This is a genomic window from Sphingomonas sp. Leaf25 (assembly GCF_001421635.1).
Taxonomy (GTDB): Bacteria; Pseudomonadota; Alphaproteobacteria; order Sphingomonadales; family Sphingomonadaceae; genus Sphingomonas.
This window is the reverse complement of the sequence record NZ_LMKU01000002.1, coordinates 101,713-119,967: the sequence shown is the minus strand read 5'-3', so window position 1 is coordinate 119,967 and position 18,255 is coordinate 101,713. Positions and strand designations below refer to the sequence as shown.

The window sequence follows — 18,255 nt, the reverse complement described above, 5'->3', positions numbered from 1 at the left end:
GGGTAGCGGGGTTTCGTGCCCGGTCAAGATTCGTTGCGTTGCATGGGGCCGACACCGCGCTATGGGACGCCCATGCGCACCGCCACCATCGCCCGCCACACCAGCGAGACGTCGGTCGACGTCACCGTCAACCTCGACGGCACCGGCACCTACGACGTGTCGACCGGAGTCGGCTTCTTCGATCACATGCTCGAACAGCTCAGCCGCCATTCGCTGATCGACCTGACCGTCCGGACCAAGGGCGACCTGCATATCGACGCGCACCACACCGTCGAGGACACCGGCATCGCGATCGGCGAGGCGTTCGCCAAGGCCCTCGGCGACAAGCGCGGCATCGCCCGCTATGGCGAGGCGCTGTCGCCGATGGACGAGACGCTGACCCGCGTCGCGCTCGACATTTCGGGGCGGCCGTGGACGGTGTGGAAGGTCGCGTTCAGCCAGCAGTCGCTCGGCACGATGGATACCGAGATGTTCGAGCATTTCTGCCACAGTTTCGCGCAGGCGGCGGGCATCACGCTGCACATCGAGACGCTGTACGGCACCAACAACCATCATATTGTCGAAAGCGTCTTCAAGGGACTGGCGCGGGCCTTGCGCATGGCGACCGAGATCGACCCGCGCAAGGCCGACGCCATCCCCTCGACCAAGGGAGTATTGTAACGATGGTCGCCCGTCCGATGCAGCCGCTGAGCCTCGCCATGCTGAGCTATGTGAAGCCGCTGGAAGAAGTCGATACGCACCGCGCGGCGCATGTCGCGTGGATCGAGGCGCGGATGGCGGCGGGCGAGATGCTGCTGGCCGGGCGGCGCAATCCGCCGACCGGTGGCGTGCTGCTGTTCCGTGGCGATGCGGAGACGGTGCGGACGCTCGCCGAAACCGATCCGTTCGTGCTGAACGGCGTCGCCACGGTCGAGGTCGTCGCCTTCACCGCCACCCTTGCCGTCGACGCGGTGGCCGCCGCGCTGTGATCGCGCTGATCGATTATGGCGCGGGCAACCTCCATTCGGTTGCCAACGCATTGAAGGCAGCGGGTTCGCGCGATCTGGCGATCACCGCCGACCCCGATTTGGTACTGCGCGCCGATCGCATCGTGCTGCCCGGCGTCGGCGCGTTCGCCGCGTGCATGGGCGGGCTTGCCGCGATCCCCGGCATGGTCGAGGCGCTGCGCGCACGGGCGCTGGACGGCGGCGTGCCCTTCCTCGGCGTCTGTGTGGGCATGCAGTTGCTGGCCACGACCGGCGAGGAATTCGGCGCCCACGCCGGCCTCGGCTGGATCGATGGCAGCGTCCGCCGGATCGATCCCGCGCCCGGCGTCACCGTACCGCACATGGGCTGGAACGACGTGGTGCCGGTGGCCGATCATCCGCTGCTGGTGCCGGGCGAGGCCTATTTCCTGCACAGCTATGCGTTCGAGGGCGAGCATGTGCTCGCCACCACCGACCATGGCGGCCCGGTGAGCGCCGCGATCGGTCGCGACAATCTGCTGGGCGTGCAGTTCCACCCTGAAAAGAGCCAGCGCTACGGATTGGCGCTGCTGGAGAGGTTTCTCGAATGGCGTCCTTGATCGTCTTCCCCGCCATCGACCTCAAGGGCGGGCAGATCGTCCGACTGGCCGAAGGCGATATGGCCCGCGCCACCGTCTATGGCGACGATCCGGCGCGGCAGGCGACGATGTTTGCCGATGCCGGCGCGGATCATCTCCACGTCGTCGACCTCGACGGGGCCTTCGCCGGCCAGTCGGTCAACGGCGATGCGGTGGCGGGCATCCTGAACGCCTTTCCCGGCCGGGTGCAACTGGGTGGCGGCATCCGCAACCGCGCCAACGTCGATCGCTGGCTCGACCTCGGCGTCGCGCGGGTGGTGATCGGCACCGCCGCGCTGGAGGACCCCGATTTCGTGCGTGAGGCCGCCCGCGCCTGTCCGGGCAAGATCGTCGTCGCGGTCGATGCGTGGGACGGCATGGTCGCGACGCGCGGCTGGGCCGATGTGTCCGACGTGTCGGTGGTCGACCTCGCCCGCCGGTTCGAGGATGCCGGCGTCGCGGCACTGCTGTTCACCGACGTCGGGCGTGACGGGATGCTGAAAGGCTGCAATGTCGAGGCGACGACCGCGCTGGCGGCTGCCGTATCGATTCCGGTCATCGCCAGCGGCGGCGTGGCGGACATCGGCGACATCCATGCGCTGAAAGGCAAGGCGGGAATCGAAGGCGTCATCACCGGCCGCGCGCTGTACGACGGCCGCCTCGATCTGGCCGAGGCGATCGCGGTGGCGCGCGCGTGAGCGTCCGCGTCCGCGTCATCCCCTGTCTCGACGTCCATGCCGGGCGGGTGGTCAAGGGCGTGAATTTCGTCGAGCTGCGCGACGCCGGCGATCCGGTGGAACAGGCGCGCGCCTATGACGCGGCGGGCGCCGACGAACTGACCTTCCTCGACATCGGCGCCAGCCACGAAGGGCGCGACACGATCATCGACGTGGTGCGCCGCACTGCCGAGGTGTGCTTCATGCCGCTGACCGTCGGCGGCGGGGTGCGCACGCCCGAGGATGCTCGTGCGCTGCTGCTGGCGGGCGCGGACAAGGTCGCGGTCAATTCCGCCGCCGTGGCGCGGCCCGAACTGGTGGCCGATATTGCCGCCCGCTTCGGCAGCCAGTGCGTCACTGCCTCGGTCGACGCGCGGCGGGTCGGCGAGCGGTGGGAGGTGTTCACCCATGGCGGCAGGCGGGCGACCGGCATCGACGCGGTGGAGCATGCGCTACGCTTGGCCGAACTGGGCGCGGGCGAACTGCTGGTCACGTCGATGGACCGCGACGGCACGCGCGACGGCTATGACCTCGACCTGATCCGCACCATCGCTGACCAGGTATCGGTGCCGGTGGTGGCGTCGGGCGGCGTCGGCACGCTCGACCATCTGGTCGCGGGGGTGACGCAGGGGCATGCGAGCGCGGTTCTGGCCGCGTCGATCTTTCATTTCGGCGAGGCGTCTGTCGCCGATGCGCATGCCGCGCTGGCGAGGGCGGGCGTGCCGGTGCGGTCGCCCGCATGATACCCGTGGTCCTCGCCGCCCATTCGGGCACCGTGCCCCCGCGCACCGGTTTCGCGCTGTCCGACGTGGCGACGTTCGTCGCGGTCGCGCTGATGGTGGTGCTGGCGCGGCGGGCGATCCGCAACCGCAAGGATTGACCATGGACGCGCTCGACCATCTCGAATCGGTGATCGCTGTCCGGCTGCACGGCGATCCGGCACAATCCTATGTCGCGAAGCTCCATGCGCGGGGCATGCCGAAGATCGCGCAGAAGGTCGGCGAGGAGGCGGTCGAGTGCGTGATCGCGGCGATGGCCGACGATCGAGACGGCCTGATCGGCGAGGCTGCTGACCTGCTCTTTCATCTGCTGGTGCTGCTCGCCGAGAAGCGAATCACGCTCGACGAGGTTCGCGCCGAACTGACGCGGCGCGATGGCCTGTCGGGCATCGCCGAAAAAGCCGCCCGCCCCACGGAGTGAGTGCCATGCCGATCGACGCCACCCGCGCTTACGACGACAGCAACATCTTCGCGCGCATCCTGCGCGGCGAGATTTCGGCGAAGCGGGTCTATGAGGACGAGTTCGCCCTCGCCTTCCACGACATCGCGCCACAGGCCCCGGTGCATATATTGGTGATCCCCAAGCGGGCGTATGTGTCGTGGGACGATTTCTCAAGCCGAGCGAGCGATGGCGAGATCGCCGGATTCGTCCGCGCGGTGGGCCATGTCGCGCGTGAGCACGGGCTGGTCGAACCGGGCTATCGCCTGCTTGCCAACGTCGGCGGACATGGCGGACAGGAGGTGCCGCACCTGCACGTTCACCTGTTCGGCGGGCAGCCGTTGGGACCGATGCTGTCGCGATAGGACAGCTTTATTACACGAAAGGAATTGCACCGGGCGGATTTGCGGGTAGGTTTCGCGCATCATAATTCCGGTGGCGCGTCGGTTGCGACCACCTATGGGGGGCCTGCATGATCTTCGGCCGTATCAAGTCGCTGGACGCGATCCTCGCGACCGCGGAAAAAAAGTCGCTCGCGCGCACGCTCGGCGCGTTCCAGCTTACGATGCTGGGGGTCGGTGCGATCATCGGCACCGGCATCTTCGTCCTGACCGCGGAGGCTGCGCAAAAGGCCGGGCCGGGCATGATGATCGCCTTCATCATCGCTGGATTCGTCTGCGCCGTAGCCGCGCTGTGCTATGCCGAGATGTCGTCGATGGTCCCGGTATCGGGATCGGCCTATACCTACAGCTACGCCGTCATGGGCGAATTGCTGGCATGGATGGTCGGCTGGGCACTGGTGCTTGAATATGCGGTCGCCGCTGGCGCGGTATCCGTCGGCTGGTCGGGGTATTTCGTCGGTTTGCTGCGCGAGTTCGCGGGTATCGACCTGCCCGCAGCGCTGACCCTGGGGCCGATCGATGGCGGGATCATTAACCTGCCGGCGTTCATCATCGCGTTGCTGGTGACGTGGCTGCTGGTGATCGGGACCAAGGAATCGGCGTTTATCAACGCCATCCTCGTCGCGGTGAAGATCGCGGCACTCGTCCTGTTCTGCGTCCTCGCGCTGCCGGTCATGAAATCGGCCAATTTCGAACCGTTCGCGCCGCTGGGCTTTGGCGGCATATCGGCGGCGGCAGCGTCGATCTTCTTCGCCTATGTCGGGTTCGATGCAGTCTCGACCGCGGCCGAGGAAACCAAGAACCCGCAACGCAACATGCCGATCGGCCTAATCGGCAGCCTTGCCATCTGCACGGTCTTCTACATCCTCGTGGCTGCCGGGGTCATCGGCACGGTCGGTGCGCAGCCGATGCTGGACGCGAACGGCAACGGCATCGCGCCGGGCAGCACCGAGCTGGCCGCTGCCTGCGCGAATATCGGTTCGCAGGCGGTCGTGTGTTCCAAGGAAGCTTTGGCATGGACGCTGCGTGAAATCGGCTGGCGTCAGGTCGGCAATCTGGTCGGCCTTGCCGCCGGCCTTGCCCTGCCCAGCGTCGTACTGATGATGATGTTCGGCCAGACGCGCATCTTCTTCGTGATGAGCCGGGACGGCCTGCTGCCGGAGAAGCTGTCGCAGGTGCATCCGAAATACGGCACCCCGCATGTCGTCACGATCATCACCGGCGTGTTCGTCGCGTTCTTCGCGGCATTGTTTCCGGTCGGTGCGCTCGCCGACATTTCCAATTCGGGAACGTTGTTCGCCTTCGCGATGGTCGCGATCGCGGTACTGGTGCTGCGGCGGACCGATCCGGGTCGGCGTCGTCCGTTCCGTACCCCGGCAGTGATTCTCGTCGCGCCGTTGGCGGTGGCCGGATGCCTGTACCTGTTCTTCAGCCTGTCGTTCTACACGCTGGCGCTGTTCTTCGGATGGGCGGCGCTCGGACTGGTCGTGTATTTCGGTTACAGCCGTTCGCACAGCCATGTCGGACGTGGTCTCTGACGGATACGCCGGAAACCGGCAGCGGTACGCCGCCGCTACCGCGGACCCCGACGCCTGACGATGCTCGAAGCGCAAAAGGAAAGGGTCCGGGAGGCAACTCCCGGACCCTTTCCTTTTTGCGCTATCGGATGCCCGGACGTTCCCGGCATCATCGGCGTTGAGCCGTCATGCGGCGGGCGACTGCAGGACCGGAAAAGCCGACCCTGCTATCGGTCGATTCAGCCGAGCTTCGTCGTCGCCAGCGTCTTCAGGTCGACTTCGGGCCGCGCGCCATAGTGCGACAGGATTTCGGCGGCGCACAGCGCACCCAGCTTGAGCGAGCGTTCGACGTCATGACCCTGCGCCTGTCCGTGCAGGAAGCCGGCGGCGAACAGATCGCCCGCGCCGGTGGTGTCGACCACCCGCGCGATCGGCTCGGCGGCGACGCTGGTACGCTGGCCGCCCGTCACCGCGATCGCGCCGTGTTCGCCGCGCGTCACGACCAGTAGCGGTACCTGGCCTGCGACCTTGTCGACCGCCGCGTCGAAGTCCTCGACCTCGGCCAGCGCCAGCAGTTCGTTCTCGTTGGCGAACAGGATGTCGATCTGCCCCTCGGCGATCAGCGCGCGGAAATCGTCGCCGTGGCGCGAAATGCAGAAGGTGTCCGACAGGGTGAAGGCGACCTTACGGCCCGCCTCACGGGCGATGCGGATGCCGGCGCGCATCGCGGCGCGGGGTTCTTCCGGGTCCCACAGATAGCCTTCCAGATACAGGATCGCGCCGCTGGCGATCAGATCGGCGTCGAGGGCAGCTTCGGGCAGGAACTGCGATGCGCCGAGGAAGGTGTTCATCGTGCGCTGCCCATCGGGCGTCACGAAGATCAGGCAGCGTGCGGTGGTCGGCTCGCCGGCGCGGACAGCGGTATCGAAGCGGACCCCGGCGGCGCGGATGTCGTGCGCGAACACCGCGCCCAACTGGTCGTCGGCGACCTGGCCGATGAAGCCGGCCTTACCGCCCAGCGCGGCGATGGCGGCGACGGTGTTGGCGGCCGATCCGCCCGACACTTCGCGGCCCGGCCCCATCTTGGCATAGAGCGCGTCGGCGTCGGCGGGCGAAAAGACGAGCTGCATCGAGCCCTTGGTCATGCCCTGTTCGGCAAGAAAGGCATCGTCGGACTGGGCGAGAATATCGACGATGGCGTTGCCGATGGCGACGACGTCGAGGGTGGGTTCGGTCAAGCTGGCTCTCCGGAAAGTCATGGGCCGCGACCGAAGGGCCGGAGCGGCGATGGCCGCGCGTTAGCCAGCGTGGCGGGGACAGGCAAGGGTCGGGCGTTGACGCCAGCCTTCGCGCCCCGCATGACCGCCGGTGATGGTCGATGCCTTTTTCCTGTCGGTGGCGCAGCTTGGCGACCGGGCCTTTCTGAAGGTGCTGGCCAAGTCGCTGACCGTGACGCTGATCCTGCTGCTGGGCGTCGGCGCGTTGATGGCATGGGGCGCGCATTGGGTGGCGCGGGACGGCTTCGCGCTGGGCGAGGGTGCTGGGGCACTGGCGGCGGTGGCGGCGACGCTGGCGGCGGTCGCGCTGGCGTGGCTGTTGTTCCGCATCGTCGCGATCGCGGTCGTGGGCGTGTTCGCCGACGACGTCGTCGAGGCGGTCGAAGCGCGGCATTACCCGGAGGCGCTGGTGAGCGCGCGACCGGTGCCGTTCGCGCGATCGGCGATGATGGGGGTGCGATCGGGCCTGCGGACGCTGGGCGTGAACCTGCTGTGCGCACCACTGTATCTGCTGTTGCTGCCGACCGGGATCGGCACGCCGATCGCACTGCTGGTCGTCAATGGCTGGCTGCTGGGACGCGACCTGTTCGACATGGTGGCGGTGCGGCACCTGACCCGTGCCGAGCTGCGGACCGAACGGCAGGCGACGCGGACCCGGCGGTTTATCCTGGGGCTGGCGGGAACCGGATTGCTGATGATTCCGTTCGTCAACTTCGTTGCGCCGCTGATCGGCGCGGCGATGGCGACGCACCGGTTCCATCGGATGCGCCCAGGGGGGATGACACCATGCGACGCACCGCCGCGCTCTTTGCGGGACTGACGCTTTCGGCCTGCGCGACCGGCCCGGTCGTGCGCCAGAACGCACTGCCGACGCCCCCTGCCCCCGCCTATGGCACGATCGGGCTGGAGCGGGTGATGGGGCAGAATGCCACGACGATCGGCCAGTTGTTCGGCCAGCCGCTGCTAGACCTGAGCGAAGGGCCGGGGCGCAAGCTGCAATATGGGTCGGACATCTGCGTGCTCGACGCCTATCTCTATCCCCCCGCCGCCGGCGGCGTGCCAGTGGTGCGCCATGTCGACGCCCGGCAGCGCAGCGGCGCGCCGATCGACCGGGCAAGCTGCGTCGCCGCGCTGACCCGCGCACGCGGCGGGCGCTGAACCCTTTTCCCCTGCGGCCGGGCATCGTGCCCGGTGACGCTTTCTACCGGAGCCAGACGATGAAGCAGTTGGTCGCCTTCGACCTCGATGGAACGCTTGCCGAGAGCAAGCAGCAGATGGGCGCGCCGATGGCGGAGGCGCTGGCCGATCTGCTCGGCGTCGCGCATGTCGCGATCATTTCGGGCGGCGACTGGCCGCAGTTCGAGAAGCAGGTCGCGGGGCACCTGCCCGAGCGCGCCGACCTCAACCGGCTGTGGATGATGCCGACCAGCGGGACCAAGCTGTACACCTATGGCGACGGTCGCTGGAACACGGTCTACGCCGACCTGTTCGACGATGCGACCAAGGCGAAGATCCTCGAGGCGTTCGACGCCGCGCTGGAGGCGACCGGCTTCACCCCCGAACAGACATGGGGGCCGCGGATCGAGGATCGCGGGAGCCAGATCACCTTTTCGGCGCTCGGCCAGCAGGCGCCGATCGACGCCAAGGAACATTGGGACCCCGATTTCGCCAAGCGCAAGATCATCCAGGCGGACCTGCGGCAGCGGTTGCCCGGCCTGTCGATCAACATGGGCGGCGCGACGTCGATCGACATCACCAAGGAAGGCGTCGACAAGGCGACCGGCCTTGCCAAGCTGGCCGACATAAGCGGCATCGCCACCGACGCCATGCTGTTCATCGGCGATGCGATCTTCCCCGGCGGCAATGACTATGCGCCAAAGGCGGCGGGGATGGACACGGTGAAGATCCGCGATCCGCAGGAAACATTGGCCGTGATCGAGGCGATCATCGCCTGCCAGAAGTGATCGTTTCCCCCTGCCCCGCGTCGTGCGGGGCAGGTCCAAAGTTTACAAAGTTTACACTTGCGCGCGTTTCATGCGCGCCGTGCCTGTCCGGTAGCAAGCCGTTGAGATCGAACGGTTCAAGGAGCAATCCGGTCCTCGCATGACCCGACAGGTGTAGGACAATGAAAAGGGCCGCGCCTCCCTGTCGGAGACGCGGCCCTTTTTGCCGTCAGGCGCTACCGCTTACGCGGCGAGCTTGCGCAGCACGTACTGGAGGATGCCGCCGTTGAGGAAATATTCCAGTTCGTTGACGGTATCGATCCGGCAGCGGGTCTGGAAGCTCTCGGTCGTGCCGTCGGCGCGGACCATGATGACCTCGACGTCCTGACGCGGGCGGATGGCGGCCACGTTCTGGATCGTGAACGTCTCGTCGCCGGTCAGGCCCAGCGTCTGGCGGGTGACGCCTTCGGCGAACTGGAGCGGCAGCACGCCCATGCCGACGAGGTTCGAGCGGTGGATGCGCTCGAAGCTTTCGGTGATGACCGCGCGGACGCCCAAGAGGTTGGTGCCCTTGGCCGCCCAGTCGCGCGACGATCCGGTGCCATATTCCTTGCCCGCGATCACGACCAGCGGCGTGCCGTCGGCCTTGTGGCGCATCGCGGCGTCATAGATCGGCATGACCTCGCCCTCGTAGCGGCTCATGCCGCCTTCGACGCCGGGGACCATCTCGTTCTTGATGCGGATGTTGGCGAAGGTGCCGCGCACCATGACGTTGTCGTTGCCGCGACGCGCGCCATAGCTGTTGAAGTCGGCACGGGCGACCTGCCGCTCCATCAACCATGCGCCGGCCGGGCTGTCGGCCTTGATCGATCCCGCTGGCGAGATGTGGTCGGTGGTGATCGAATCGCCGAGGATCGCCAGCGGCTTCGCCTCGATGATGTCGGCGACCGGGGCCGGCGTCATCGTCAGCCCGTCGAAATACGGCGGGTTTGCGATATAGGTGCTCGACGTCGGCCAGTTGTAGGTGTCCGACCCTTCGACCTCGATGCCGGCCCAGTGCTTGTCGCCGGCGTAGACGTTGCCGTAGCGCGAGCGGAACATGCCGTCGTCGATGTTGGCGGCCATGAGGTCGGCGACCTCTTCGTTCGTCGGCCAGATGTCCTTGAGATACACGTCCTGCCCATCGGTGCCCTGACCGATCGGCGTGCTGACCATGTCCTCGGTGACGGTGCCCTTCAGCGCATAGGCGACGACGAGCGGCGGCGAGGCGAGGAAGTTGGCGCGCACGTCGGCCGACACGCGGCCTTCGAAGTTGCGGTTGCCCGACAGGACCGAGGCGGCGACGATGTCGTTGCCGTTGATCGCCGCGCTGATCGGCGGGCTGAGCGGACCCGAGTTGCCGATGCAGGTGGTGCAGCCATAGCCGACGAGGTTGAAGCCGACCGCGTTCAGATCCTCGGTCAGCCCGGCCTTGTCGAGATAGTCGGTGACGACCTGCGAACCCGGTGCGAGCGAGGTCTTGACCCAGGGCTTGGGCTTGAGGCCCAGTGCATTGGCCTTGCGCGCGACGAGGCCGGCGGCGACCAGCACCGACGGGTTCGAGGTGTTGGTGCAGGACGTGATCGCGGCGATGACGACGTCGCCGTCGCCGATGTCATGGGTTTCGCCCTCGACCGCGACGCGGACGGCAGCGTCCTTCTTGTAGACCTTGGTCAGATCGGCGTTGAACACGTCGTCGACGTTCGGCAGTTCGACGCGGTCCTGCGGACGCTTCGGGCCGGCGAGCGAGGGGACGACCGACGACATGTCGAGTTCGAGCGTGTCGGTGAAGATCGGGTCGACCGCATTCTCGTCACGCCAGAAGCCGTTGGCCTTGGCATAGGCTTCGGTGAGCGCGATGACTTCGTCGGGCCGCGCGGTGAGGCGCATGTAATCGATCGTCTTGTCGTCGACCGGGAAGAAGCCGCAGGTCGCGCCATATTCGGGCGCCATGTTGGCGATGGTCGCGCGGTCGGCGAGCGTCATCGAAGAGAGGCCGGGGCCGAAGAATTCGACGAAGCGGCCGACCACGCCCTTGGCGCGCAGCATCTGGGTGACGGTGAGCACCAGATCGGTGGCGGTGATGCCTTCGCCGAGCTTGCCGGTCAGCTTGAAGCCGACGACCTCGGGGATGAGCATCGACACCGGCTGGCCGAGCATCGCCGCTTCCGCCTCGATCCCGCCGACGCCCCAGCCGAGCACGCCCAGACCGTTGACCATCGTGGTGTGGCTGTCGGTGCCGACCAGCGTGTCGGGGTACGCGATCGTGCCCGAGCCGTCGGTCGATTCCGACGACCAGACCGCCTGCGCGACATATTCGAGGTTCACCTGATGGCAGATGCCGGTGCCCGGCGGCACGACCGAGAAATTGTCGAGCGCCTTCGATCCCCACTTCAGGAACTCATAGCGTTCGATGTTGCGCTGATACTCCAGCTCGACATTCTGTTCGGCGGCTTTGGGCGTGCCGAATTCGTCGACCATGACCGAGTGGTCGATCACGAGGTGGACCGGAACCTGCGGGTTGATCTTGGCCGCGTCGCCGCCAAGGCCGGTGATCGCGTCGCGCATCGCCGCGAGATCGACGACGCAGGGAACGCCGGTGAAATCCTGCATCAGCACGCGCGCCGGGCGATACTGGATTTCGCGATCCGAGCGCGCATCCTTCTGCCAGTCGACGATCGCCTGTGCGTCTTCACCGGTTACGGTGACGCCATCCTCGAAGCGGAGCATGTTTTCGAGCAGCACCTTCATCGAGAAGGGCAGCCGCGACACGTCGCCGAGCTTTGCCGCGGCCTTGGCCAGCGAATAATAGGAATAAGTCTTGCCGCCGACATCGAGCGTGTCGCGCGTGCCGAGCGTGTCCTGGCCAATTGCGGTCATGCGGGTCCTTCCCATGGGTGACGCGGCGGGGATGGACACCGCCGGTTCGGGAGGAGTGCCCATGGGCGCGCCGCGGTCGCGAATGCGTAGCTTACCGCCGCGCCTTAGCAACGTGGACGTGCCGGGGGAAGTGGGTGAATCCGGGCTTTCGGGCACTGGTAGCGGTATCATTGCATAGCGCAATTGATCGCGATTTGCAATAGCAATTATAGATTGTACAGGCGGCGCAGGAATGCGCGGTGCCGGGGTGAAGGAACCGGGTGCGCGAGGCGTGATCGCGAGGCGGCAAGGGCCTTGCCCGCGCCCGGCGCTGCGCGCAGGGACTGGCACGATATGGGGAGGCGATGATGCGGATGGCGACGATCGGGGGACGGCGGGTGATGTTCGTCATGGCGACGGACCACGAATATGGACCTTCCCTTAGCGAACGCTTCGTGCCGCTAGTGACGGGGGTTGGCCCTGTCGAAGCGGCGATCGGGGTGACGCAGGCGCTGTGCGGGCTGGCGGCCACCGGTGCGTTGCCCGATCTGGTCGTATCGATCGGGTCGGCGGGGTCGCGCACGCTGCCGCTGGGATCGGTGTGGCAGGTGGCGAGCGTGTCGTGGCGTGACATGGACGCGACGCGGATCGGCGTGGCGAAGGGGGTGACGCCGTTCAGCGACCATGCCGCCGAACTGCCGCTGGCGACGCCGATCGCCGGCTGGCCGGTGGCGCGGCTGTCGACCGGCGCGAATATCGTCGGCGGCGACGAGTACGATGCGATCGATGCCGACATGGTCGATATGGAGACGTTCGCGGTGCTGCGCGCGTGCCAGCGCTTCGGCGTGGCGGTGATGGGGTTGCGCGGGATTTCGGACGGGCCGGGCGAGCTGGAGACGCTCGGCGGGTGGACCGCGATGCTGGGGGTGCTCGACGAGCGGCTGGCGGCGGCGGTGGACCGGTTAGGTTAGCGGTCGCGCTGACTGGTTCGCCACGAACGTCATCCCGGCGAAGGCCAGGATCTCCCGCTGATGACGCACGGCAGGCGCCGGTTGAGGCCCCAGCCTTCGCTGGGGCGACAATTTGGGTCAGGCCAGATCGAGGAACACCACGCCGGGGATGGCGAGGCGTTCGGGGGTCACGGTGAGGCGGCCGTCGGCCTCGATTGCGAACACGGTGACGGTGCCGCTGCGTTCGTTGGCGACGAGGAACCGGCGGGCATCCTCCAGCGCGAGGAAGAAGCGCGGCCAGTGGCCGCCGCAGGGGATGTGCTGGATCGGGCGAGCGTCGCCCTTCGCATCAAGGGCGAAGACCGCGATGCTGTCGTCCCCCCGGTTCGAGGCGTAGAGGCGGCGGCCGGTGCGGTCGATCCACAGATGCGCGGCGGCGGACGCGCCGGTGAAGCCGGGCGGGAGTAGCGACTGCGACGCGCGGGTCGTGAAGCTGCCGTCCGGTTTCGCGTCGAGCGTGACGAGGGTGTTGGCGAGTTCGGTCACGACATAGGCGACCGGCAGCCGGGGATGACGCGCGAGGTGGCGGGGGCCGGAGCCGGCGGGGGCCTGCCACGCGAGGCGGGGCTGCGACGGCGTCGTGCCCTGCATCGTGTAGGCGAAGACCGCGTCGGCGCCGAGGTCGACCGCGTGGAGATAGCGGCCATCAGGGGTGAAGCCGACCCAGTGCGCGTGCGGGCCGGCCTGACGATCGGCATTCGGGCCGGTGCCCGTCTGCTGGCGGACGGCGGGCGCGGCGGGAATGCCGCCCCGGTTCAGCGGATAGACCGCGACCGTGCCCGAGGAATAGTTGGCGACGGCGAGCATCCTGCCCGCGCGGTCGATCGCGACATGGCACGGATCGTCGCCGCCGCTGGGCAGGTCGGCGAGGATGCCGCCGGCGCGGTCGGTGGCGATCAGCCGGCCCTTCGCGCTCTCATGGACGAAATACGCCTTGTCGCCGCGCGATACGCCGAACGACAGGTCGCTGAGTTTGCCGATCGGTTCGGCAACCTGCCAGCCGGTGGTGGTCGGATCGATCGGATAGAGCCCTGCCCCGCCGCGCGCCGTATAGGTGCCGGCAACCAGCGCCGGGCGGGTAGTGCGGGCGGCGGCGGGCAGGATAGCGAGCGCGGAGGCGGCTCCGGCCCCGGCGAGGACATGGCGGCGGGTGGTCATCCCCGCACCATGCCCCCGACCGGGCGTTCACGCAATCAGGCGGCGGCGAACACGCCGCAGGCGATGCGGCCGCCCGAATTGCCCGACGGATCGGTGCGATAGTCGTCGGCATTGGCGTGGATGACGAATGCCGCGCCATCGGCGTCGAGCAGGCCGTCCATCGTGCCCGACGGGAGCGTGACGTCGAGCGAACCGCTGCCGTCCGCGCCGATCGTCAGATTGGGCGCGTCGCCGCCGTGCGGGCCGGCGGGGTTGCTGGTGCCGTGCTGGCGCTGGGTCGGGTTCCAGTGGCCGCCGGCGGTGGTGAAATCGGGGCCGTCGCAGCGACCGGTGGTGTGGACGTGCGCGCCGTGCGTGCCCGCCGGCATGTTCCGCGCGACGATACGGACGCGGATGCCGTCGCCGACCTGCGTCGCGGTGACGGTGCCGACATCGGCTCCGGCGGCGGTGCGCAACGGCGCGGTGGCGGTGCGTCCGGCGGTTTCGCCGGTGGTGGTGGCGCAACCGGCGAGCGCGGTGGCGGCAAGACTGGTCAGAAGGGTGGCGCGCAGCATCGTTCAGGACTCCCCGTTGGTTATGGAACGCAATGGTTCAGCGGCGTTCGGGTTCCGGCATCGGCCCGGCGAGCAGCAGCGGATCGATCCGCGCGTCGTTCCATTTCATGCCCCAGTGGAGATGCGGCCCGGTGGCGCGGCCGGTCGCGCCGATCGCGCCGACCGGCTGGCCCTGCCGCACGCGATCACCCGGCTTCACGTCGATCCGCGACAAGTGGAGGAACGCCGAGTTCAGCCCCATGCCATGGTCGATCATCAGCAGATTGCCCTCCAGCGTGAACGGCGCGGGTGCGGCGAGGATCACGACGCCATCGGCGGGGGCGACGACGGGCGTGCCGGTCGGGCGGGCGACGTCGACCCCCGAATGATAGGCGCCGGGTTCGCCGGCATAGATTCGCTGCGAGCCGAACAGGCCGGAGATGCGGCCGGTCGCGGGCCAGATGAAGCGCTGTCGCCAGCCGCCTGAGTCGCTGCTGCGCGTGCGCGCGGCGGCGATCTGCGCCAGTTCGGGGGCGCGGCGACGCTGGAACTCGGCGGACGGTTGCGAGACGCGCGGGAGCGTGGGCAGGCGTTCGATCCGCCACGTGCGCGTCGCTATGGCGAGGGTGCGGGTGATGCGCCGGCCATCGGCGAGCGTCGCGGTGAGCGTGGCGGCGGGGCCGGCGTCGCGATCGAACGCGATCACGAAGGCGCGGTCGGGGGCGAGCCGGACCGGCGTGCCGTCGAGCGTCAGCGCGGTGGTGCCGGCGGGTGCCCGGCCGGTCAGCACCGCCCCCTGCCCCGGGGTGCCGGTGAGGTCGATCGCGGGAACCGGCGCGGGCTGGACGATCGCGGGCGGGGGGAACGCGATCACTTCGGCGCCAGCGCCTCGGTCGCCGCCTCGGCGGTGGCATAGGCTTCCTGTCGCGGGGCGTTCCAGTATTTCAGGTCGTCGAGCGGGATGCGCGTTTGGCTGACCGCGCAGGTGACGTAGTCGCCGTCGACCAGCACGCGGAAATTGTTGGTGAGATACTGGAGCTTGGCGGGGCGGGCGTCGGGCTTCAACATGGGGCGTTCCGGTGTTTGTGGGACGGGCGGGCGTCCGATGGCACTTTCTTGCCCCTCCCTGACAAGGGAGGGGTTGGGGTGGGTTGGCCGGTGGCGGGCGTGGCGTTTCCTCGCAGGCCGACCCACCCCCGGCCCCTCCCTTGTCAGGGAGGGGAGTTTGCCTTGCTACAACAGGCTCGGCTGGGTCGGTTCGACATAGGCTTTGGTGCCCGCGCGCTCAACCTTTGCGTCGAGCGTGCCGTCGCGGAAGTGGAGTTGCAGTCCGCCCGCCGCGCGTGCTTCGGCGGCCGACGCGATCGTCTTGCCGGTCGCGCGGGCGACGACGCGGACATAGCCTTTCTGCAACAGATTGTCGGGGTTCACGCTGTCGAGCATCCGCGCGGTGCCGTCGAACCGGGCGCGGGCGCGCCCCAGCGCCTGGGTCAGCATCGCCGGGCGCAGCGCGCCGCCGCGCCGGTCGAGGTCGCGGCGCGCGCCGGCCAGCCGCCGTTCGAGCGCCAGTGACAGCCGGGCGCTGACGTCGTCGAGCCGCTGGCGCTGCGGGCCGAGCAGCGCGTCACGCCGGGGCATCACGCGGACCAGCGCGGCGAGGCGTTCGCTGCCGCGTTCGTGATAGCGGCGGACATAGCGTTCGGTACGCAGCGACAGGCTGGCGATGGTGTTGGCGAGATCGGCGCGGACCGGCACCGCCATTTCGGCGGCGGCGGTCGGCGTCGGCGCGCGCAGGTCGGCGGCGAAGTCGCACAGCGTGGTATCGGTTTCGTGGCCGACCGCCGAGATGATCGGGATCGGCGAGGCGGCGACCGCGCGGACGACGACCTCCTCGTTGAACGACCACAGGTCCTCGATCGAGCCGCCGCCACGCGCGACGATGAGGAGGTCGGGGCGGTAGACGGTGCGGGGGTCGGCTTCCGCTTCCGTCACCCCTGGCTCGTTCCGGGGTCCACCGTTCGGCAGGAGCAACGGCTGCGGCGTTTGCGGATCGGTGGACCCCGGAACAGGTCCGGGGTGACGAAGGGGGGGGCGTGGCGGCAATGCGCCGAAGCCGCGTATGGCGGCGGCGATCTCGGCGGCCGAGCCTTCGCCCTGCACCTTGCATGGCCAGACCAGCACATGGCTGGGGCAGCGGTCGGCCAGGCGGTGGAGGATGTCGCGGATCACCGCGCCGGTCGGCGAGGTGACGATGCCGATCGTGCGCGGCAGGAAGGGCAGCGCGCGCTTCTTCTCCGCCGCGAACAGCCCTTCGCCGGCGAGCTTGGCCTTCAGTTTCTCGAACAGCGCCATCAGCGCGCCTTCGCCGGCCAGTTCGAGGTGGTCGATCACGATCTGGTAGCGCGAGCGGCCGGGATAGGTGGTGAGCTTGCCGGTGGCGATCACCTCGACGCCGTCCTGCGGCGTGAAGGCGAGTTTGCTGGCCGATCCGCGCCACAGCACGCCGTCGATCAGCGCGGCATCGTCCTTCAGCGCCAGATAGACATGGCCCGAGGTCGCGCGCTTGTAGCCCGAGATTTCGCCGCGCAGGCGGACGCGGCCGAATTCGCCCTCGACCATGCGTTTCAGCCGGCCGGCGAGTTCCGACACGCTTTCGGGGGCGGCGTTGTCGTTGGCGCGCGGCTCGGCTACGAGCCGGCTGGTTGTGAAATCGGGGAAGCGATCGTCCATGAATGTCCTGTTGATCGGATCGGGTGGGCGCGAACATGCGCTGGCATGGAAACTGGCGCAGTCGGATGCCCTCGATACGCTTTATGCCGCGCCCGGCAACCCCGGCATCGGCCGCTGCGCCAAGCTGGTGCCGCTGGACGTGACCGATCACGATGCGGTGGTGCGCTTCTGCGGCGAGGCGTCGGTCGGGCTGGTGGTGGTGGGGCCGGAAGCGCCGCTGGTGGCGGGGTTGGCCGACGATCTGCGCGCCGCCGCGATTCCGGTGTTCGGGCCGTCGGCGGCGGCGGCGCAGTTAGAGGGATCGAAGGGGTTCACCAAGGACCTGTGCCGCGAGGCCGATATTCCGACCGCCGGCTATGTCCGCGTCAGGACGCTGGACGAGGGGGTCGCGGCGCTGTCGCCGTTTTCGCTGCCGGTGGTCATCAAGGCCGATGGCCTCGCGGCGGGCAAGGGCGTGACGATCGCGATGGACCGCGCCGAGGCGGAGGCCGCGCTGGCCGCGATCTTCGAACAGCCCGGCGGCGAGGCGGTGATTGAGGAGTTTCTGTCGGGCGAGGAAGCCAGCCTGTTCGTGCTGACCGATGGCGTGTCGCTGATGCCGTTCGGATCGGCGCAGGACCACAAGCGGGTCGGCGACGGCGATGTCGGCCCGAACACCGGCGGCATGGGGGCATACTCCCCCGCCCCGGTGCTGACCCCGGCGCTGGAACGACTGGCGATCGACACGATCGTCGCGCCGACCGTGGCGGCGATGGCGGCGCGGGGCACGCCCTATTCGGGAGTGCTCTATGCCGGGCTGATGCTGACCGAGCGGGGGCCGAAGCTGATCGAATATAATGCGCGCTTCGGCGATCCCGAGGCGCAGGTGCTGATGGCGCGGCTGGACAGCGACCTGTTGCCGATCCTGCTGGCGGTGGCCGAGGGGCGGCTGGACGAGGCGGCGGCACCGGTGTTCTCGCCGGACGTGGCGTTGACCGTAGTGATGGCCGCGCCGGGCTATCCGGGCACGCCCGAGACGGGCCGGCCGATCGGCGGGATCGACGCGGCGGAGGCGGCGGGGACGACGGTGTTCCACGCCGGAACCCGAAGCGGCGATACGGGCGTTGTGACCGCCGGTGGCCGGGTGCTGGCGGTGACGGGGCGCGGGGCCAGCGTCGCGGCGGCGCAGGCGGCGGCGTATCGCGGGGTCGACACGCTCGATTTCCCTGGTTTCTGCCGGCGCGACATCGGCTGGCGCGAGATCGCGCGCGAGAACGGACAGGCATAAGGACG

General features: G+C 68.6%; 20 protein-coding genes and 1 pseudogene. 14 read left to right on the top strand and 7 right to left on the bottom strand.

What is annotated here, in order from left to right:
- Window positions 1-72: 72 nt before the first annotated feature.
- From hisB to ASE78_RS01125, 9 genes and pseudogenes are all read left to right on the top strand, one after another.
- Window positions 73-660 carry an imidazoleglycerol-phosphate dehydratase HisB gene (hisB, locus tag ASE78_RS01160; protein ID WP_055757032.1) on the top strand — a complete coding sequence of 196 codons (588 nt, stop codon included), beginning with the start codon at window positions 73-75 and terminating at the stop codon, window positions 658-660.
- 2 nt (window positions 661-662) lie between these two features.
- Window positions 663-968 (top strand): YciI family protein, encoded by a 306-nt coding sequence (locus ASE78_RS01155; RefSeq protein WP_056492163.1) that lies wholly within the window; start codon window positions 663-665, stop codon window positions 966-968.
- Entirely contained in the window at window positions 965-1,564 is a 600-nt protein-coding gene (gene hisH / locus ASE78_RS01150; protein ID WP_056492160.1) for an imidazole glycerol phosphate synthase subunit HisH, read from the top strand. The genes ASE78_RS01155 and hisH overlap by 4 nt, the downstream gene beginning before the upstream one ends.
- Window positions 1,552-2,280 (top strand): 1-(5-phosphoribosyl)-5-[(5-phosphoribosylamino)methylideneamino]imidazole-4-carboxamide isomerase, encoded by a 729-nt coding sequence (hisA, locus tag ASE78_RS01145; protein ID WP_056492157.1) that lies wholly within the window; start codon window positions 1,552-1,554, stop codon window positions 2,278-2,280. Before hisH ends, hisA begins: the two co-directional genes overlap by 13 nt.
- Window positions 2,277-3,041 (top strand): imidazole glycerol phosphate synthase subunit HisF, encoded by a 765-nt coding sequence (gene hisF / locus ASE78_RS01140; protein WP_056492155.1) that lies wholly within the window; start codon window positions 2,277-2,279, stop codon window positions 3,039-3,041. Before hisA ends, hisF begins: the two co-directional genes overlap by 4 nt.
- Window positions 3,038-3,178 (top strand): hypothetical protein, encoded by a 141-nt coding sequence (locus ASE78_RS19040; protein WP_164490746.1) that lies wholly within the window; start codon window positions 3,038-3,040, stop codon window positions 3,176-3,178. Before hisF ends, ASE78_RS19040 begins: the two co-directional genes overlap by 4 nt.
- Before the next feature lie 2 nt (window positions 3,179-3,180).
- Window positions 3,181-3,498, top strand: a complete 318-nt coding sequence (locus ASE78_RS01135; RefSeq protein ID WP_056492152.1) for a phosphoribosyl-ATP diphosphatase — start codon at window positions 3,181-3,183, stop codon at window positions 3,496-3,498.
- 5 nt (window positions 3,499-3,503) lie between these two features.
- Window positions 3,504-3,881: a histidine triad nucleotide-binding protein gene (locus tag ASE78_RS01130; RefSeq protein ID WP_056492149.1), complete on the top strand. Its 378-nt coding sequence runs from the start codon at window positions 3,504-3,506 to the stop codon at window positions 3,879-3,881.
- Between the two features lie 107 nt (window positions 3,882-3,988).
- Window positions 3,989-5,511 (top strand): annotated as a pseudogene (locus tag ASE78_RS01125) (amino acid permease); the annotation flags it as partial.
- Between the two features lie 162 nt (window positions 5,512-5,673).
- Here ASE78_RS01125 and ASE78_RS01120 read toward each other — a convergent pair.
- Window positions 5,674-6,672, bottom strand: a complete 999-nt coding sequence (locus tag ASE78_RS01120; RefSeq protein WP_056492146.1) for an adenosine kinase — start codon at window positions 6,670-6,672, stop codon at window positions 5,674-5,676.
- 133 nt (window positions 6,673-6,805) lie between these two features.
- Here ASE78_RS01120 and ASE78_RS01115 point away from each other — a divergent pair, with 133 nt between their 5' ends.
- The 3 genes from ASE78_RS01115 to ASE78_RS01105 are packed head-to-tail and all read left to right on the top strand — an operon-like array spanning window position 6,806 to window position 8,675.
- Window positions 6,806-7,531, top strand: a complete 726-nt coding sequence (locus ASE78_RS01115) for an EI24 domain-containing protein (protein ID WP_056492143.1) — start codon at window positions 6,806-6,808, stop codon at window positions 7,529-7,531.
- A complete protein-coding gene (locus ASE78_RS01110; protein ID WP_055757049.1) occupies window positions 7,498-7,869 on the top strand; it encodes a hypothetical protein in 372 nt (123 codons plus the stop codon). The genes ASE78_RS01115 and ASE78_RS01110 overlap by 34 nt, the downstream gene beginning before the upstream one ends.
- 59 nt (window positions 7,870-7,928) lie before the next feature.
- Window positions 7,929-8,675, top strand: coding sequence for an HAD-IIB family hydrolase (locus ASE78_RS01105; protein WP_056492140.1), 747 nt, complete (start codon window positions 7,929-7,931; stop codon window positions 8,673-8,675).
- A gap of 222 nt (window positions 8,676-8,897) precedes the next feature.
- Here the strand turns inward: ASE78_RS01105 and acnA are convergent, their stop codons facing one another.
- A complete protein-coding gene (gene acnA, locus ASE78_RS01100; RefSeq protein ID WP_056492137.1) occupies window positions 8,898-11,573 on the bottom strand; it encodes an aconitate hydratase AcnA in 2,676 nt (891 codons plus the stop codon).
- Window positions 11,574-11,917: 344 nt separating this feature from the next.
- Here acnA and ASE78_RS01095 point away from each other — a divergent pair, with 344 nt between their 5' ends.
- Window positions 11,918-12,523 (top strand): 5'-methylthioadenosine/S-adenosylhomocysteine nucleosidase, encoded by a 606-nt coding sequence (locus ASE78_RS01095; protein ID WP_056492134.1) that lies wholly within the window; start codon window positions 11,918-11,920, stop codon window positions 12,521-12,523.
- A gap of 117 nt (window positions 12,524-12,640) precedes the next feature.
- Here ASE78_RS01095 and ASE78_RS01090 read toward each other — a convergent pair whose 3' ends face one another.
- The 5 genes from ASE78_RS01090 to xseA all read right to left on the bottom strand — a co-directional run bounded on the left by ASE78_RS01090 (window position 12,641) and on the right by xseA (window position 16,983).
- The gene (locus ASE78_RS01090; RefSeq protein ID WP_056492130.1) at window positions 12,641-13,720 is read right to left on the bottom strand and encodes a lactonase family protein; all 1,080 of its coding nucleotides are present in this window, start codon (window positions 13,718-13,720) and stop codon (window positions 12,641-12,643) included.
- Between the two features lie 35 nt (window positions 13,721-13,755).
- Complete coding sequence (locus ASE78_RS01085) at window positions 13,756-14,274, bottom strand: superoxide dismutase family protein (RefSeq protein ID WP_082466926.1); 519 nt, start codon at window positions 14,272-14,274, stop codon at window positions 13,756-13,758.
- Between the two features lie 37 nt (window positions 14,275-14,311).
- A complete protein-coding gene (locus tag ASE78_RS01080) occupies window positions 14,312-15,127 on the bottom strand; it encodes a M23 family metallopeptidase (RefSeq protein WP_056492127.1) in 816 nt (271 codons plus the stop codon).
- Window positions 15,124-15,321 carry a DUF2093 domain-containing protein gene (locus ASE78_RS01075; RefSeq protein ID WP_055757058.1) on the bottom strand — a complete coding sequence of 66 codons (198 nt, stop codon included), beginning with the start codon at window positions 15,319-15,321 and terminating at the stop codon, window positions 15,124-15,126. Before ASE78_RS01075 ends, ASE78_RS01080 begins: the two co-directional genes overlap by 4 nt.
- A gap of 165 nt (window positions 15,322-15,486) precedes the next feature.
- Window positions 15,487-16,983, bottom strand: a complete 1,497-nt coding sequence (gene xseA, locus ASE78_RS01070; RefSeq protein ID WP_056492124.1) for an exodeoxyribonuclease VII large subunit — start codon at window positions 16,981-16,983, stop codon at window positions 15,487-15,489.
- Between xseA and purD the strand changes: the two genes are divergently transcribed.
- Window positions 16,982-18,250, top strand: coding sequence for a phosphoribosylamine--glycine ligase (gene purD / locus ASE78_RS01065; protein WP_056492120.1), 1,269 nt, complete (start codon window positions 16,982-16,984; stop codon window positions 18,248-18,250). The two genes, xseA and purD, sit on opposite strands and share 2 nt — an antisense overlap.
- Window positions 18,251-18,255 lie beyond the last annotated feature (5 nt).

Bases quoted from the DNA above. Each gene is read 5' to 3' on its own strand.
- ASE78_RS01085 (WP_082466926.1), bottom strand. From the start codon at position 14,274: ATGCTGCGCGCCACCCTTCTGACCAGTCTTGCCGCCACCGCGCTCGCC.
- ASE78_RS01075 (WP_055757058.1), bottom strand. From the start codon at position 15,321: ATGTTGAAGCCCGACGCCCGCCCCGCCAAGCTCCAGTATCTCACCAAC.
- hisA (WP_056492157.1), top strand. From the start codon at position 1,552: ATGGCGTCCTTGATCGTCTTCCCCGCCATCGACCTCAAGGGCGGGCAG.
- ASE78_RS01155 (WP_056492163.1), top strand. From the start codon at position 663: ATGGTCGCCCGTCCGATGCAGCCGCTGAGCCTCGCCATGCTGAGCTAT.
- ASE78_RS01090 (WP_056492130.1), bottom strand. From the start codon at position 13,720: ATGACCACCCGCCGCCATGTCCTCGCCGGGGCCGGAGCCGCCTCCGCG.
- xseA (WP_056492124.1), bottom strand. From the start codon at position 16,983: ATGGACGATCGCTTCCCCGATTTCACAACCAGCCGGCTCGTAGCCGAG.
- ASE78_RS01105 (WP_056492140.1), top strand. From the start codon at position 7,929: ATGAAGCAGTTGGTCGCCTTCGACCTCGATGGAACGCTTGCCGAGAGC.
- ASE78_RS01110 (WP_055757049.1), top strand. From the start codon at position 7,498: ATGCGACGCACCGCCGCGCTCTTTGCGGGACTGACGCTTTCGGCCTGC.
- ASE78_RS19040 (WP_164490746.1), top strand. From the start codon at position 3,038: ATGATACCCGTGGTCCTCGCCGCCCATTCGGGCACCGTGCCCCCGCGC.
- ASE78_RS01115 (WP_056492143.1), top strand. From the start codon at position 6,806: ATGGTCGATGCCTTTTTCCTGTCGGTGGCGCAGCTTGGCGACCGGGCC.
- hisB (WP_055757032.1), top strand. From the start codon at position 73: ATGCGCACCGCCACCATCGCCCGCCACACCAGCGAGACGTCGGTCGAC.
- ASE78_RS01135 (WP_056492152.1), top strand. From the start codon at position 3,181: ATGGACGCGCTCGACCATCTCGAATCGGTGATCGCTGTCCGGCTGCAC.
- purD (WP_056492120.1), top strand. From the start codon at position 16,982: ATGAATGTCCTGTTGATCGGATCGGGTGGGCGCGAACATGCGCTGGCA.
- ASE78_RS01095 (WP_056492134.1), top strand. From the start codon at position 11,918: ATGATGCGGATGGCGACGATCGGGGGACGGCGGGTGATGTTCGTCATG.
- ASE78_RS01130 (WP_056492149.1), top strand. From the start codon at position 3,504: ATGCCGATCGACGCCACCCGCGCTTACGACGACAGCAACATCTTCGCG.
- acnA (WP_056492137.1), bottom strand. From the start codon at position 11,573: ATGACCGCAATTGGCCAGGACACGCTCGGCACGCGCGACACGCTCGAT.